The organism is Mesorhizobium sp. B2-5-4, from assembly GCF_006441095.1.
In the GTDB taxonomy this organism is placed as follows: Bacteria; Pseudomonadota; Alphaproteobacteria; order Rhizobiales; family Rhizobiaceae; genus Mesorhizobium; species Mesorhizobium salmacidum.
This window is the reverse complement of sequence record NZ_VFUR01000009.1, coordinates 143,221-156,944: the sequence shown is the minus strand read 5'-3', so window position 1 is coordinate 156,944 and position 13,724 is coordinate 143,221. Positions and strand designations below refer to the sequence as shown.

14 protein-coding genes and 1 pseudogene are annotated in these 13,724 nt (G+C 63.2%); 6 read left to right on the top strand and 9 right to left on the bottom strand.

Translation table 11 applies throughout. From position 1 onward, the window contains the following. The first annotated feature begins 163 nt into the window (after positions 1-163). The 3 genes and pseudogenes from FJ492_RS13945 to FJ492_RS13935 all read left to right on the top strand — a co-directional run bounded on the left by FJ492_RS13945 (position 164) and on the right by FJ492_RS13935 (position 2,809). Positions 164-1,182, top strand: a pseudogene (locus FJ492_RS13945) (isopenicillin N synthase family oxygenase). Positions 1,183-1,467: 285 nt separating this feature from the next. Continuing rightward, positions 1,468-2,157: an SDR family NAD(P)-dependent oxidoreductase gene (locus tag FJ492_RS13940; protein ID WP_140770411.1), complete on the top strand. Its 690-nt coding sequence runs from the start codon at positions 1,468-1,470 to the stop codon at positions 2,155-2,157. Positions 2,158-2,557: 400 nt separating this feature from the next. Continuing rightward, positions 2,558-2,809: a DUF768 domain-containing protein gene (locus tag FJ492_RS13935; protein WP_027146174.1), complete on the top strand. Its 252-nt coding sequence runs from the start codon at positions 2,558-2,560 to the stop codon at positions 2,807-2,809. Positions 2,810-2,875: 66 nt separating this feature from the next. Here the strand turns inward: FJ492_RS13935 and FJ492_RS13930 are convergent, their stop codons facing one another. The 3 genes from FJ492_RS13930 to FJ492_RS13920 form a co-directional block, all read right to left on the bottom strand. Beyond that, positions 2,876-3,994 carry a P1 family peptidase gene (locus tag FJ492_RS13930; protein WP_140770408.1) on the bottom strand — a complete coding sequence of 373 codons (1,119 nt, stop codon included), beginning with the start codon at positions 3,992-3,994 and terminating at the stop codon, positions 2,876-2,878. A 4-nt stretch (positions 3,995-3,998) separates the two neighbouring features. Beyond that, complete coding sequence (gene xseA, locus FJ492_RS13925) at positions 3,999-5,630, bottom strand: exodeoxyribonuclease VII large subunit (protein ID WP_140504603.1); 1,632 nt, start codon at positions 5,628-5,630, stop codon at positions 3,999-4,001. A gap of 71 nt (positions 5,631-5,701) precedes the next feature. Next, positions 5,702-6,658, bottom strand: coding sequence for a LysR substrate-binding domain-containing protein (locus FJ492_RS13920; RefSeq protein ID WP_140504602.1), 957 nt, complete (start codon positions 6,656-6,658; stop codon positions 5,702-5,704). Between the two features lie 177 nt (positions 6,659-6,835). Between FJ492_RS13920 and FJ492_RS13915 the strand changes: the two genes are divergently transcribed. After that, a complete protein-coding gene (locus FJ492_RS13915) occupies positions 6,836-7,126 on the top strand; it encodes a DUF1127 domain-containing protein (protein WP_140504600.1) in 291 nt (96 codons plus the stop codon). A 141-nt stretch (positions 7,127-7,267) separates the two neighbouring features. On the opposite strand, the gene FJ492_RS13910 is transcribed toward FJ492_RS13915, so the two are convergent. The 5 genes from FJ492_RS13910 to FJ492_RS13890 form a co-directional block, all read right to left on the bottom strand. Then, a complete protein-coding gene (locus FJ492_RS13910) occupies positions 7,268-7,492 on the bottom strand; it encodes a type II toxin-antitoxin system HicB family antitoxin (RefSeq protein WP_140770406.1) in 225 nt (74 codons plus the stop codon). A gap of 98 nt (positions 7,493-7,590) precedes the next feature. Next, positions 7,591-8,631, bottom strand: a complete 1,041-nt coding sequence (locus FJ492_RS13905; RefSeq protein ID WP_140770403.1) for a DUF937 domain-containing protein — start codon at positions 8,629-8,631, stop codon at positions 7,591-7,593. A 90-nt stretch (positions 8,632-8,721) separates the two neighbouring features. After that, the gene (locus FJ492_RS13900) at positions 8,722-10,095 is read right to left on the bottom strand and encodes a glutamate--cysteine ligase (RefSeq protein ID WP_140504597.1); all 1,374 of its coding nucleotides are present in this window, start codon (positions 10,093-10,095) and stop codon (positions 8,722-8,724) included. 144 nt (positions 10,096-10,239) lie between these two features. Then, on the bottom strand, positions 10,240-10,974 hold the full coding sequence (locus tag FJ492_RS13895; RefSeq protein ID WP_140504773.1) for a 16S rRNA (uracil(1498)-N(3))-methyltransferase: 735 nt from the start codon (positions 10,972-10,974) through the stop codon (positions 10,240-10,242). A 31-nt stretch (positions 10,975-11,005) separates the two neighbouring features. Beyond that, positions 11,006-11,653, bottom strand: coding sequence for a hypothetical protein (locus tag FJ492_RS13890; RefSeq protein WP_140770401.1), 648 nt, complete (start codon positions 11,651-11,653; stop codon positions 11,006-11,008). Between the two features lie 86 nt (positions 11,654-11,739). Here FJ492_RS13890 and FJ492_RS13885 point away from each other — a divergent pair, with 86 nt between their 5' ends. Together FJ492_RS13885 and FJ492_RS29475 are read left to right on the top strand one after the other, a co-directional pair. Further along, positions 11,740-12,438 (top strand): type 1 glutamine amidotransferase, encoded by a 699-nt coding sequence (locus tag FJ492_RS13885; RefSeq protein WP_140770398.1) that lies wholly within the window; start codon positions 11,740-11,742, stop codon positions 12,436-12,438. Positions 12,439-12,760: 322 nt separating this feature from the next. Further along, on the top strand, positions 12,761-12,892 hold the full coding sequence (locus FJ492_RS29475) for a hypothetical protein (RefSeq protein ID WP_013893872.1): 132 nt from the start codon (positions 12,761-12,763) through the stop codon (positions 12,890-12,892). Between the two features lie 37 nt (positions 12,893-12,929). On the opposite strand, the gene FJ492_RS13875 is transcribed toward FJ492_RS29475, so the two are convergent. Next, positions 12,930-13,703 carry a metallophosphoesterase gene (locus tag FJ492_RS13875; protein WP_140770542.1) on the bottom strand — a complete coding sequence of 258 codons (774 nt, stop codon included), beginning with the start codon at positions 13,701-13,703 and terminating at the stop codon, positions 12,930-12,932. Positions 13,704-13,724 lie beyond the last annotated feature (21 nt).

The window sequence follows — 13,724 nt, the reverse complement described above, 5'->3', positions numbered from 1 at the left end:
TCGCGGCGGCTTCGAAGGGCCGATCGTTTCTTTCTTGGCAATCTGGAGTCGATGAGACTTGCAGGCATTGCTGGCGTTGTGACCGCCGAGAGTGCACGCAAGTCCAACAGTCCTGGTTTGCGGATGGGCAAACATCCGCAGAAAACCAGGAAAGGAGCCTGATATGCCCAGAATAGTACCCGTGCTTGATCTGAGCCACTTTGAACAAGGCGCATCGGAACGCCGGACGTTTCTGGCGGATCTGCGTTCCGCCTCGCGCGACATCGGCTTTTTCTATCTGGCTGGGCATGGTATCTCGTGGGCGGAGATCAGCGAGGTGCTCACTGCATCGCGCCGCTTCTTTGCCTTGGGCGAGGCCGACAAGCTCGCGATCGAGATGGTCAAGTCCTCGCAGTTCCGCGGCTATACGCGCGCCGGCGGCGAGCTGACCAAGGGCAAGGCCGATTGGCGCGAACAGCTCGACATCGGGGTCGAGCGCCAACCATAGCGCAAGGGCCGGGAATTCCCGCCTGGACGCGGCTGCAGGGGCCGAACCAATGGCCGGCTGCGTTGCCGGAGCTTAAACCGGTCTTGCTTGCCTGGCAGGCCAAGGCAACAGCGGTGGCGATCCGGCTGCTGAAAGCTTTTGCGCTGTCGCTCGAGCAACCCGAGGATGCCTTCGACCCGATCTATCGAGACTCACCAAACCATCGCATGAAGATCGTGCGCTACCCCGGCCGCGAGGCGACCGGCGGCGACCAAGGTGTCGGCGCGCACAAGGATGGCGGTTTCCTGACGCTGCTGCTCCAGGATGACAACAAGGGACTCCAGGTCGACTATGATGGCAGCTGGGTGGATGTGGACCCCATTCCCGGCACGCTCGTCGTCAACATCGGTGAATTGCTCGAACTGGCCTCGAACGGCTATTTGCGCGCGACCGTGCATCGCGTCGTGACGCCGCCAGCCGGCATCGAGCGCATTTCGGTGCCGTTCTTCTTCAGCGCCAAGCTCGATGCGACGATACCGCTGCTCGAGTTGCCGGAGGAATTGGCGGCGCAGGCGCGCGGGCCGGCCAGCGATCCGGACAATCCGCTGTTTCGCGATGTCGGCACCAATGTGCTGAAAAGCCGGTTGCGCTCGCACCCTGACGTTGCGCGCCGCCACTACGCGGACCTGCTTCAGCCGGGAACCGGAGCGGGTTAAGCCAGTTGATACAGAACGAACCGAATTTTTCGTAATTCGGACCGACTTTAGAAAATCATTTGTCGTGCCCGTGCAAGGATCGGTTCAGAATGACAAATCCGTTCGGTGTTTTCCTCCCATTTCGCTGAACGGTGTTCCCCTCTGAAGGTTATGACCTTCTTTTGGCCGGGCCGTTTTCGCGCCCGGCCATTTTTCTTTCCGCCGTGCGCGTTGCCGGTGCGGCGCGGATCCGGCAGAGTTCAACATCTGCCAGCCATTGCAATCAGTGGAAGAAGGAGAGGTCTCATGACATCCAATGTCGCCGTCATTGCCGGGGCGGGCTCCGGCTTGAGCGCCTCGATCGCGCGTCTTCTCGCCAGGGAAGGGTTCCAAATTGTCCTGGCCGCCCGAGATATCGAGAAGCTCGATGCATTGCAGGCGCAAACCGGCGCGCAAGCCGTGGCAACGGATGTCTCCGACGCCACGTCGGTGGAGCGTCTGTTCGATGTCGCCGACAAAGCTGGCCCGCTTTCCCTGGTGGTTTTCAACGCCGGCGGCCGCGCCCGCGGTCCGCTGGCCGAACTCGATCCCGAGGCGGTTCGTCAAGCGCTGCTTGTCGGGGCCTATGGTGGGTTCCTGGTCGGCCAGCAGGCGGCCCGCCGGCTTATCGCTCAAGGGGCGGGCTCGATATTCTTCACCGGAGCGACGGCAAGCGTGAAGGGGTTTGCCGGCTCCGCCGGCTTTGCGATGCCCAAATTCGGATTGCGCGGGCTGGCGCAGTCCATGGCCCGTGAACTGGCGCCCAAGAACATTCACGTCGCGCATTTCATCATCGACGGCGCCATTGCCTCGGCCACGTCCGGACAGGAGTCCGAACCGCAAGATCGGCGGCTATCGCCGGATGCGATCGCCGAGGCCTATCTCGCCATCCACCGCCAGCACCGCAGCGCCTGGACCTGGGAAATGGAACTCAGGCCGTGGGTCGAAAACTTCTGACCGGATCGGCGATCCATGCGACTTTTGCATGGCTCCTGTGCACGGGCCTTGAGGAGAGTCGACATAGTGTATGGATATCACTATATAGCGGCGGCTTCGATGGCTCGCGCCTTGAAGCGCAACGTCATAAGGCGGCTGTAGCGACAGCCATTGAGATGCGAAACGGACTGGAAGCCGTAAAAGGTAGAAGCAATTGCTTGGAGCGGGCAGATCCCGCCAACTGTACAGTCCTTCAGAAACAGAAAATGTTCTTCACCTCTCGAATTCCTTCGGCTCTGTGGACCCTGGACGGCTTCGGCTTGCCGTCCGGCCGCGACTCGGCTCGAATGGGAACATGCATCCTTTACGGGATGCAGACGTTTAGGATTACCAACCGGCTTTGCCGCAAGGGAATAGCAGTATGAGTGAACACGCGATCGAATTCTTGCGGGGATGGATCGGCGAAAAGGTCCATTGCCAGTCCCCGGCCAGGATCGAGAAGCAGGCCGAGACACTGGCCAGGGAATGCGCCGCCAAGGCGGCAGAGGTCGGCATACCGCTGGAGGACATCCAGGAGGAAGTCGGCGACATCCAGGAACTCATCGCTTCCCGGCTAGAGGAAGCGGCCGAGGCCGACGAAAGCCAGCAGGCTTCCAGCAAGGCCGCGGAATAGATTTTCAGGGGCAACCCTGTCTGAATGCGCGGGCTTCGGCCCGCGTTTTCGTCTTTGGTACCCTTCTCAGCCAAATTTTTCTTTGAGCCACGCTTTCGGCAGGGCAGGCACGAAATTGCCATCGCGACCGGTCATGTCGTGATTGGCGACAAGAGCGTTGAGGATCGATTCCTCCACAGTCTGGATCACGGCATCGAAGAACGGGTCGATGTCCACATCGGGAATGAAATCGGCGCTGGCGATGCGGCCAGTCAGCCCCCGCGCAGCGGCAGGATTGGCGGTCGAGAAGGCGAGAAAAATGTCGCCCGAACTGTGGTAGCCGAAGCCGCCGGTCATGGCGACGCCGAGCGGCACGCGGCGGGCCAGCCGCTTCATCTGGTGCGGCAGGAAAGGCGCGTCGGTCGCGACGACGGCGATGATTGAGCCCTTTTCCGCGCGCGACGTGGTTTCGCGGATCGCCGGTTCGGTGAGTTCGGAACCGGCGCGCAGGCCACGAATGGTGAAATTGTGCCGCTTGCCGAAATTCGACTGCACGAAGCCGCCGACTGTGTAGGTGCGCCCTTGCCATGCGACGATGCGCGAGGCCGTGCCGGAACCGGCCTTGAAGCCGAAAGTGATCATACCGGTGCCGCCGCCGACACTGCCTTCCTCGACCGGTCCACTGGCGGCGGCGTCAAGGGCTTCGGCGACATGCTCCGATGTCAGATGGTGACCGTTGATGTCGTTGAGAAACCCGTCATAGGTCTCCGCTGCCACGGGCAAGCCCCAGGCGCTGTCGACGGCCGCCGGCAGCACTTGGTTCATCCAACGCAGCGTGCCGTCACGCGAAACCCCGCAGGAATGCGTGTTGGTGATGGTGATCGGGAAGTTGAAGGCGCCGGTTTCCTCGATGATGTGCGAGCCGGTCAGCTCGCCATTGCCGTTCTGGCTGAAGATGCCGGCGAAGACCGGCGTTGCCAGCTCGGCGCGCAACCTGGGCAGGATCGCGGTGACACCGGTGCGCACCGGTCCCTTGCCGACGACAAGCGGACCATCGCCCGATATCAGCGTCGCATGGCCGACAGCGACGCCGGGCACGTCGGTGATCGCGTTGAACGGCCCGGGCGTTCCGTCGAAGCCGATGGTGAAGCTTCGCGCGCGCGGCTTGCCGGACGGCGTTGCCAGATGGTGCGGATTGTCGATCATGCTCTTAGAACAAGGATCCCTGATTGCCGGGTTCTTTTGCCTTTGCCGCCGGTCTGGCCACGGGCTTTGGCCGCGCCGCGCCGCTGGTTGCCACCGCATCCGCGGTGCCATCGGCGAACTCCAGCGACAGCGCCATCCCCGACGCCACGTCGGCGGCCTGCTTGATGACCGTGCCGTCGGCATCCTTAACCAGCGCGAAGCCGCGCGCCAGGACGGCCTTGTGCGAAAGCGTCGCCATCAGCCGGTCGGCCTGGATGATGCGGCCGCGCAACCGCTCCAGCCTGAGCAGCATCGCCTGACCGCCGCGTCTCGTCAAAGCCGTCAGAAGATCCCTCTGCACACGTTGCCGCCGGGCTGTCGGCTCGATCGTGATGCGGCCCTGCAGCAAAGCCAATTGCTGCCTGTGCCGCTGCAGCGATGCCTTGGCGCATTTTGGCAATTGATCCGCGGCACGATTGAGCTCCGCGCGCCGGCTTCTCGCCAGGGTGCGCAGCGCCCCTTGCGCCCGCGAAAGGTTACGGTCGTTGGTGCGCCGCGCCTCGGCAATCCGCTGCGACAGCATTGCCGGCGTCAGTTTTACAGCGAAGAATCGCGCCCGCTTGCGCTCGGTGGAAACCATCAGGCCACGACCGAGCCTCGATGTCGCCTCGTCCAGGCGCCGGCGCGGCAGCGCCAGCAATTGGTCGGGCGAGGGCAGCGCACGCGCCGCCGCACGGGCTGCCTGCCGCTTGCGGTCGAAATTGCGCAAGACGGCGGCCTTGAGCCGCGCGCCGAGGCTGGTCAGCGTCGCTTCGAGGTCAGCCTTCACCGGCACGGCGATTTCGGCCGCGCCCGTCGGCGTCGGCGCCCGCACATCCGCGACAAGGTCGATCAGCGTCCAGTCGGTTTCGTGGCCGACAGCCGAAATCACCGGAATGTCGGAGGCGGCGACTGCGCGGGCGAGCACCTCGTCGTTGAAGCCCCACAGATCTTCCAGGCTGCCGCCGCCGCGCGCGATGATCAGTAGATTGGGGCGCTGGATGGGGCTGTCCCACGCCAGTGCGTTGAAACCGGTGACGGCATTGGTCACTTCCGCACTCGCTGTGTCGCCCTGCACGCGTACCGGCCAGACCAGCACATGCAGCGGAAAGCGGTCCTTGATGCGGTGGATGATGTCGCGGATAACCGAGCCGGTCGGCGATGTGACGACGCCGATGGTGCACGGCATGAACGGCAGCCGGCGCTTGCGGCCGGCGTCGAAAAGCCCTTCAGCCTGTAGCCGGCGCTTGCGCTCCTCCAGCAGCGCCATCAGCGCCCCGGCGCCTGCCGGCTCCAGATTGTCGATGACGATCTGGTAGTTGGACTTGCCGGGATAGGTGGTGAGCTTGCCGGTGGCGATCACCTCCATCCCTTCCTCGGGGCGGAATTTCAGCCGGCTCATCGTGCCTTTCCACACCACGGCGTCGAGCCGGGCGCGGTCGTCCTTCAGCGCGAAATAGGCATGGCCGGAGGAATGCGGCCCACGATAGCCCGAGATTTCGCCGCGCACCCGCACATTGCCGAAGACGTCCTCGACCGTGCGCTTCAGCGCGCCTGATATCTCGCTCACCGTGTATTCGGTGGCGTTGGTGCGTGATTCGGATGCTGCTTCGCTCATCGGTCGATTGGGGGCCGGTTGGACGCCGACGTCAAGGCGGCCGTGTCAGGCCCGATATTCATGACCCGGTTTTACCAGCCCGGCAGGATCTGGTTCGGCTTGCTCCGCTTCATCTTGGAAAAGGCGAGGGCCGCGAAATCGAACGTCCCCGTCTCCTCGCCGAGCGGCACGGAGATGTTGTCCAGGCTTTCGGAGATGTGGCGGGCAAGCGCATCGACGATCTCCGGCCGCGAGGTCTGGCCACGCATGATGCCGATGCGGCAGTCGGGCAGGGCGCCGAAGCCGTCGGCCTCGCCCAGCACCCTCATGCCGGGCCTGAGCGCGCATTCCGGCAGCACCGAAATCGCCAGGCCGGATAGCACGGCCGCGGTTATCACGGTCGCCGAGAAGCTGGTGAACAGGATGCGGTAGTCGCGGTTCTGCTGGTCCAGCACGTCGACGGCGGCGCGCCTCCAGATGCAGTTCGGCCGGCCGAAGGCCATCGGCAGCGTCTCCTGTTCATGCGTCGCATGGTTGGCCGAGGAGACCCACAGCAGCGGTTCACGCCGCACCACCTCCGATTGGCCGCGCACATCATTGTGCGTCACCAGCGCCAAGTCGAGATTACCGCGCTTGATGTGCTCGACCAGCCCCGGCGTCGGCTCGCAGATGACGGTCAGTTCGACGCGCGGATTGGAGCGGGTGAAGCGCGCCATGATCTCCGGCAGGAAACGGTCGGCGTAGTCGTCCGGCGTGCCGATGCGGATCGTGCCTTCGAGCCGCTGGTCGTCGAAGGCGGCGAGCGTCTCGCGGTTGAGATAAAGCAGCCGCCTTGCGTAGGAGAGCAGCTTGTCGCCTTCCTCCGTCAGCCTGTTGCTGCGCCCCTCCTTCTCGAACAGCGGCTTGCCGATCCGTTCCTCCAGCCGGCGCATCTGCATCGACACCGCCGACTGGGTGCGGTGCACTTCTTCCGCTGCGCGGGTGAAGCTGCCGGTGTCGGCGATCGAGATGAAGGTCTGCAATTGATCCAGATCGAGCGGCGCTTTCATCGATGTGATCCATCACTGGTGTTGATGCCAAAGATTAAAAACATTCGTTGGATTAATCAATCGGTCGATGGCAAATTGGCATTGTCCACATGAAGGCATGTGAATCGAAGCCGGAACGGCCGCTGTTACCAGCGCCGATCGTCGGGTTTCGTCCGTTCGAGTCTGAAGGAGACCGACATGACCACGATCGATTTCGCCACCGAGACCTCACGCATCACCTCGCGTCCGGCCGTTGCGACGCGCGTGGCCAACACCGTCTCCAACGTCTACCGCGCCTGGAAAAATCGCCGCGCCTTTTACCGCCTTGGCGAGATGTCGGACGCCGAGCTCGCCGACATCGGCCTGACGCGCGCCGACCTGCATGTCGCAATCGACGTGCCGTTTGGCCGCGACCCGACGGCAATCCTGCGTGAAATCGCCAGCGATCGCGTGGAAACGATCGAGGACATCGCCCGCAAGGTGGCCTGATTGCCGAGTTTCGGTCCCGTTGAACCTTTTTGCGGTTCAGCGCGACCAAGGTTCATGCAGGCTCCCCACTCCCTGCCGGTTCCCCGCCGGCCTGCCTGCACGCTGCCCGGTCCTCCCAAGGACCGGGCTTTTCTTTTTTGCTCAGGCGAATGCCTGCTTTCGCGATGGTTTTGGTATCGATCTGCCGAGATCATGCGCGGCCTCTATCCAGGACGCTATGGCATCTTGAACATTTGCGATGGCCTCTTCGGGAGTCTCACCGTCGCTCATGCAACCAGGAAGATCTGGTACAAGGGCTGAAAACCCACCTCCGTCCTCGATCGCAAGCGGCGCGATGATGACCGGAAATTCAAGTCTGTCCGTCATGTCTCTTTGCCTCGTCGATGAATGTTACGAGTTTCCGGATATTGCGGCGCATCTGCTCCAGCCGTTTGCTCATGGATTTGTCTCGGACGTTTGAACTGCTACCGCCGGTCCATGTCGCGCTTGAACTGGTCGAAGATCGTTTCCACGCCCTTCTGGTACTCGTCGCGCTGCTGGGCGCCGGTTTCGAACATCCTGCCGAAAATGTCGTCGAACGGGTTCCTTGGCCGGCCGCTCGGATTGGCCTGCGGCTGTGGTGCCTGACGCTGCTGCGGTTGCGGTGCCTGAGGTTGCGGCGCCGGCTGCCCGCCCGGCATGCCACCGAAGCCGTCGCCGCCGCCTTGCCGCAGCATCTCCTCGAAGATTTTCCCCAGCGGGTTGTCGCCGTAGGGGCTCTGTGTCTGCTGTGGCTGGGATGGACCTTGTGGTTGTTGCGGCGCGCCGCCACCGAACATATCCTGCAGCACCTTGCCGAGCGGATTATCGCCATAGGGATTGGGTGCCGGCTGCGGCTGGCTTTGTGGTTGCGCTGAGCCGCCGCCGAACATGTCCTGCAAGACCTTGCCGAGCGGGTTGTCCATCTGAGGCGGCGGTGCCTGGCGCTGTTGTGGCGCCGGTGCCTGCATGCCGCCATGCCGCATCATCTGCTCGATGATTTCGCCCAGTGGGTTGTTGCCGCCGCCGAAGCCTCCCGCAGCCTGCATCTGGCCGCCTGTCAACTGGTTTGTCGTCTGCTTGAACAGTCCGCCCATTACCATCGAGGCGATCGCGGGCAGCATCTGCTGCAGGACCTGCTGGCTGACGCCGCTCGCCTGCGCCGCCTGGCTGGCCACGGCGCGCGACAGGTCCTTCGAACCGAACAGATGTCCCAGAATGCCGTTGCCTTCATCGAGGCCTTGCGGGGAGAAGGCGCGTGTTGCGTCCTCGAAATACTTGGCGTGCTGGCCGCTTGCCATCGCCGTCATGAAGGCGCCGAGCCCATAGGGATCGGCGGTGTTGCGCTGCAACCCTTGTGAAAAGGCCGGCAACAGTGCGGCGACCGCCGCCTGTGTCTGCTGTAGCGAGAGCCCGTATTGCTGGGCAAGCGTCTGCATGCCATTGCCGCTCTGGGCCTGCGTCAGCATGTCGAACAAGGTGGGCATCGGCTTCTCCTCCGGGAAATCCTCGAAAGAGAGCCTAATTCGTTTCAATGCCCGATTGAAGCCGCTTTTGCCGCTCGTCAATGCGAGGGGTTAATAGGCATATTCCATGAATACCGGCTCGATCGAGCCGCCCCAGCGCGTGTGATAGGCCGACAGCATCTCCTCGGCGCTGGTGGTGCCGCGCGCCACAACCTCGTCGAGCGTGTTGAGGAATGAGGTTTCGTCGTAGCCGTCGCGATTCTTCTTGCCGCGGTTCTTCAGCCCGGTGCGCGAAATGGCCATGACGTCGCGCGCGATTTCGCGCAGCGTGGTGTTGCGGAAGGGTGCGGAAATACCGAGCTCCGGCACGGCGTTGCGCATGGCCAGCACTTCCTTGTAGGTCCAGCTCGACGTCAACGCCTCGGCTGCGTCGAGTGCCGCCTCGTCATAAAGCAGCCCGACCCAGAAGGCCGGCAGCGCGCAGATACGCCGCCAGGGACCGCCATCGGCGCCGCGCATTTCCAGGAAACGCTTCAGCCGAACGTCGGGGAACAAAGTCGACAGATGGTTCGCCCAGTCGCCCATCGTCGGCAGGCCGTCCGGCACTTCGTTACGCGCGGCCCCGGCCATGAACTGGCGGAAGGTGATGTGCGTCATGTCGTGATAGTGGCCGTCACGAATGACGAAATACATCGGCACGTCGAGCGCCCATTCGACATAGTCGGCAAAGCCGAAATCCGGCGAGAAGCAGAATTCGAGCAGGCCGGAGCGCTGGTTGTCGGTGTCGCGCCAGATGTCGCCGCGCCAGCTCTGCAGCCCGTTCGGCCGGCTGTCGGTGAAGGGCGAGTTGGCGAACAGTGCCGTCGACAGCGGCTGCAATTTCAGCGACACCTGCATCTTGCGCCGCATGTCGGTCTCGCTCTCGAAGTCGAGGTTCACCTGGATCGTGCAGGTGCGGTACATCATGTCGAGGCCCTTGGTGCCGACCTTTGGCATGTAGCGCGTCATGATCTCATAGCGCGACTTCGGCATTTTCGGCGTCTCGGCCAGCGACCATTTCGGGCTGCCGCCGAGGCCAAGGAAGCGGATGCCCATCGGCTCGGCGATCTCGCGCACCTGCGCCAGGTGGGCGTTGCCTTCCCGGCAGGTCTGGTGGATGGACTCCAGCGGCGCACCGGAGAGCTCGAATTGTCCGCCGGGCTCAAGCGAAATCGCGCCCTGGCCGGTCGGCTCGACCAGACCGATGATGCGGCCGGCATCCATGATCGGATCCCAGCCCAGCTTGTTCTGCATGCCTTCTAGGATGGCGCGGATGCCGCGCTCGCCGCCGTAAGGCACCGGTGCGTTGCCATCGACATAGAACGGGAATTTTTCGTGCTCGGTACCGATGCGCCATTTTTCACGCGGCTTGTTGCCTTCGGCCAGGTGCTCGACAAGCTCGTCTACGCCTTCGATGGGCCGGAAATCGGTTGTGTCGCGCGCCATTGTCAAGCCCTCAAAGGCGGTTGGACCACCGCCGGCGCTAAATGGACGAAATGTCAGTAGCCGATCAAGCGAAAAATCCTGAGCCACAGGTCAAGAGGAATTGAAGGCTACTGCCCGCAAGCACCTCTTGCGAGAGACAACGTCCTACCAGTCGCCGATTGTTGCCTGCATCGCCGCAAGCGCCGCCACGGCCGCCGTGTCGGCGCGCAGGATACGCGGCCCGAGCGGAATGGCGGTCACGAAGGGGAGCGCCCGCAACATTTTACGCTCCTCGTCGGAAAAGCCGCCCTCAGGCCCGACCAGCAGGGCAAGCTTTTTCTCCTTTACCGCCTGCAAGGCAGGCAACGGGTTGTTGGTCGAGGCGTCCTCGTCGCAGAAGATCAGCCGCCTTTCCTTGTCCCACCCGGTCAGCAGGCGCTCGAATTTTTCCGCCTCGCGAACCTCCGGCACCGCCAGGATGCCGCATTGTTCGGCGGCCTCGACGACATTGGCGCGCAGGCGATCGATCGACGGTTTTGCCACCTGCGTGTGCTGGGTGATGACCGGCTGCAAGATGCCGGCGCCCATCTCGACCGCCTTCTGCACGAGATAATCGAGCCGGCCTTGCTTCAGCGGTGCGAAACAATAGATGAGATCCGGCAAAGGCGGCTGCGGTCTTTGCGGTGCCAGTACCTTCAGCCGCACCGACCGCTTTGATTTCGCTGATATCGCCGCCGACCACTCGCCGTCGCGGCCATTGAAGACAAGGATCTCGGTGCCTTCGGCGAGCCGTAGCACATGCAGGAGATAATGGCTCTGCTGCTGGCCGGGTTCGAACTCGATGTCTGGTCCGAGGTCATCGGGCACGAACAGACGTTGCATCTTGTAGTTGGCGCGCATGGCCGAGGAATGGGCGAGGCGGCCGCCGGCGTCAAGCCTTGGCGGAAGGATGCCACACGGGTTGAAAGCCATGGCGCAGGACGGCAAGCGTCGTTTCCGGGGTCAGCAGCACAAGCGTCTTGTCCTCGAACCGATCAAAGCTGGTCGGCGGGCCATATCCGGCAAAAGCCCATGGCAATGCCTTGCCATGGCGCAGGGCATAGGCGTTGCCGCCAGCTGCGATCATCGCGCCATCGGGCAGGCGGGCAAGCGCGTCCATTGTGACTACAGGCCGTTTGCCGCTCGAGGCCAGCCGCTCCGTGTGCAGTCGCTTGTCGACCCGCGGCGCGCGTGGCTCGGCAATCCCGAAGGCTTGGCCGAAACGCCCGACAAAATCCTTGGCCCGTGCGCGCTGGCAAAAGAAGCAGGGGCGATGCCCGGCGGCGAGCGCCGTCACCTCGTCGAGAAAGAACAATTCGGTCCAGCCGGCCTTGCCACCGGCCCGGTTGCGGCCCATCGGCTCGCGCCGCACATTGCGGAATTGGCACACGCAGATGATCCAGGCCTGAAGCGCCCAGCGCTTTTTCAGGAGCGTCTTTGTCGCGGGGGCATGGATGATGCCGCGATTGCCGGTGAACAGGCCGCGCTCCGGCACGGCGTGGATGGCGCCGAACGGATCGACCCGGTTCTGCAGTGGCATAGTTTTCTCCGCGCGCCCGTATCTTGGCTGAAATGCCGGCGTCATGATATCGCTCGCGGCACCTTTTTCATGTCAGCAGGTTTTCGATGCGTGTGCTGGTTGTCCAGAACTACGACAATACCGGGCTCGGCCAGGTCGGCGCGGCACTGGCGGAAGCGGGTGCCGATCTCGATGTGCGCCTCCCCTACAAGGGCGATCCGCTGCCACAGGACGCAACCGGCCATGATGCCATGGTGGTGCTCGGCGGCGGCCAGAATGCGCTGGCCGACGAAGAATATCCCTATTTTCCGGCGCTGCTCGAACTGACCCGCGATTTTGCCGGCAAGGACCGCGCCGTGCTCGGCATCTGCCTCGGCGGCCAACTCGTCGCCCGTGCCTTTGGCGGCGAGAACCGCATCGGCGGCGCCAATGAATTCGGCTGGCGCGGCGTGTCGCTGACGCCGGACGCCAGGGCCGATCCGGTGCTGGCTGATCTGCCGGAGAAGTTCCCGATCTTCCAATGGCACGACGACACGTTCGTGCTGCCCGAAAACGCCGTGCGGCTCGCCGGCAACGATGTCGCCGAAAACCAGGCGTTTCGCCTCGGCCGCGCCGTCTACGGCTTCCAGTTCCACTTCGAAGCTGACCGGCCGATGGTGAAGGACTGGAGCTCCTCCTTCGCGCCGATCATTGCCGCGCGCCATCCCGACTGGGCCGGCAGGCTCGATGGCGAAATGGCCCGCAATGGCCCTGACGCCGATGCTGCTGGTCTCGCCATTGCCCGTGCCTGGGTGGCGACGATCTAAGAGGCTGTCAGAGCGAATTTCGAAACAGCCTGAGCGTCCATCCCTCGCGTTCTGCGTGACATAATTGGCACGCGGCCATGAATCCGTCCGGGAAAACCCCTTTCATCCTTGGCTTGTGTCCGGCCGTCATCCTAGAAGGCGCGCGCTCTATGTCGGCTGTGCAACCGGGATGAACCTTTTGTGTGACCCGCGCGACACACCATCGATACGGAACACGCCTGGAAGCGCGAAATCGTCGAAACTTTGAAGCGATTTTTCCTTTTCAACGCATTGGTAACCGCCTCGTGCACAGATGCAGAAGGCTCAACAAGAGATGACCTCCGTGAAAGCAGCGCTTCTGTCCTTTGCCATGTTGTCCGCCATCGTGCTTTGCGGTCTTGGTATCTATGCCGCCGATGCGGCCAACAACCACAACGCCGTCGACGGCTACGGCGTCACCGCCTCCCTGCGCTAAGCCAGGGCATCCGTCACACCCTCGGGCGCCGAGGCCCTCAAGGCTCTTTTATCGACATTTCCAGGATGCGTTTGTCCACGCCGTCCACAACGAGCGCGGTAAGCATGCCTGATTGCCAGGCAAGCGTGTCGACATTGACGCGGTTGGCCATCACTTCCGCCTCCGGGACCGGTGTGTGACCGTGCACCACGACCTTAGCGAAGAGGCCGGTGTGGTCGTGGAAAACATCGCGGATCCAGATCAGGTCCTGCGGGTTCTGATTGTCCAGGGGAATGCCTGGCCTGATGCCGGCATGGCAGAAGAAGAAGTCGCCTGACGTCACCGAGAACGGCAACGATCGCAGGAAGTCGACATGGCTTTGCGGCACGGCTTCGAGCAGGGCTTGGTGGCCCTTGCGCATGGCTGATTCCGCCTTGCCGAACCAAACGCCGCTGCCGTTGCTGATCGTCACCCCATAGGATTGCGCGGTCTGGATACCGCCAAAGCGGATGAAGAGCCCTTCGGGATCGGGTGTCTTGAGAAAGTCGAGAAAGCCGATGTCGTGGTTGCCAACCAGCATCATGTTTCGCGGATCGCGTTCGCGCGCTTCGATCAGAAAGTTGATGACGCCCTTGGAGTCCGGTCCGCGATCGACATAGTCGCCAAGATGGATGATGCGCCAGTCCGCAACCAGGTCCTTCGCGACCTCGGCCTTGATCTGGCCGTGCATGGCGGCCAGCAGGTCGAGCCGGCCATGCACGTCGCCGATCGCGTAGAGACGCACGCCGGCCGGCCCGCGTGCGTCGAGGAAATGGATGCCGGGTTCCGCCAAGGTCTTGATATCTCCGTGGTC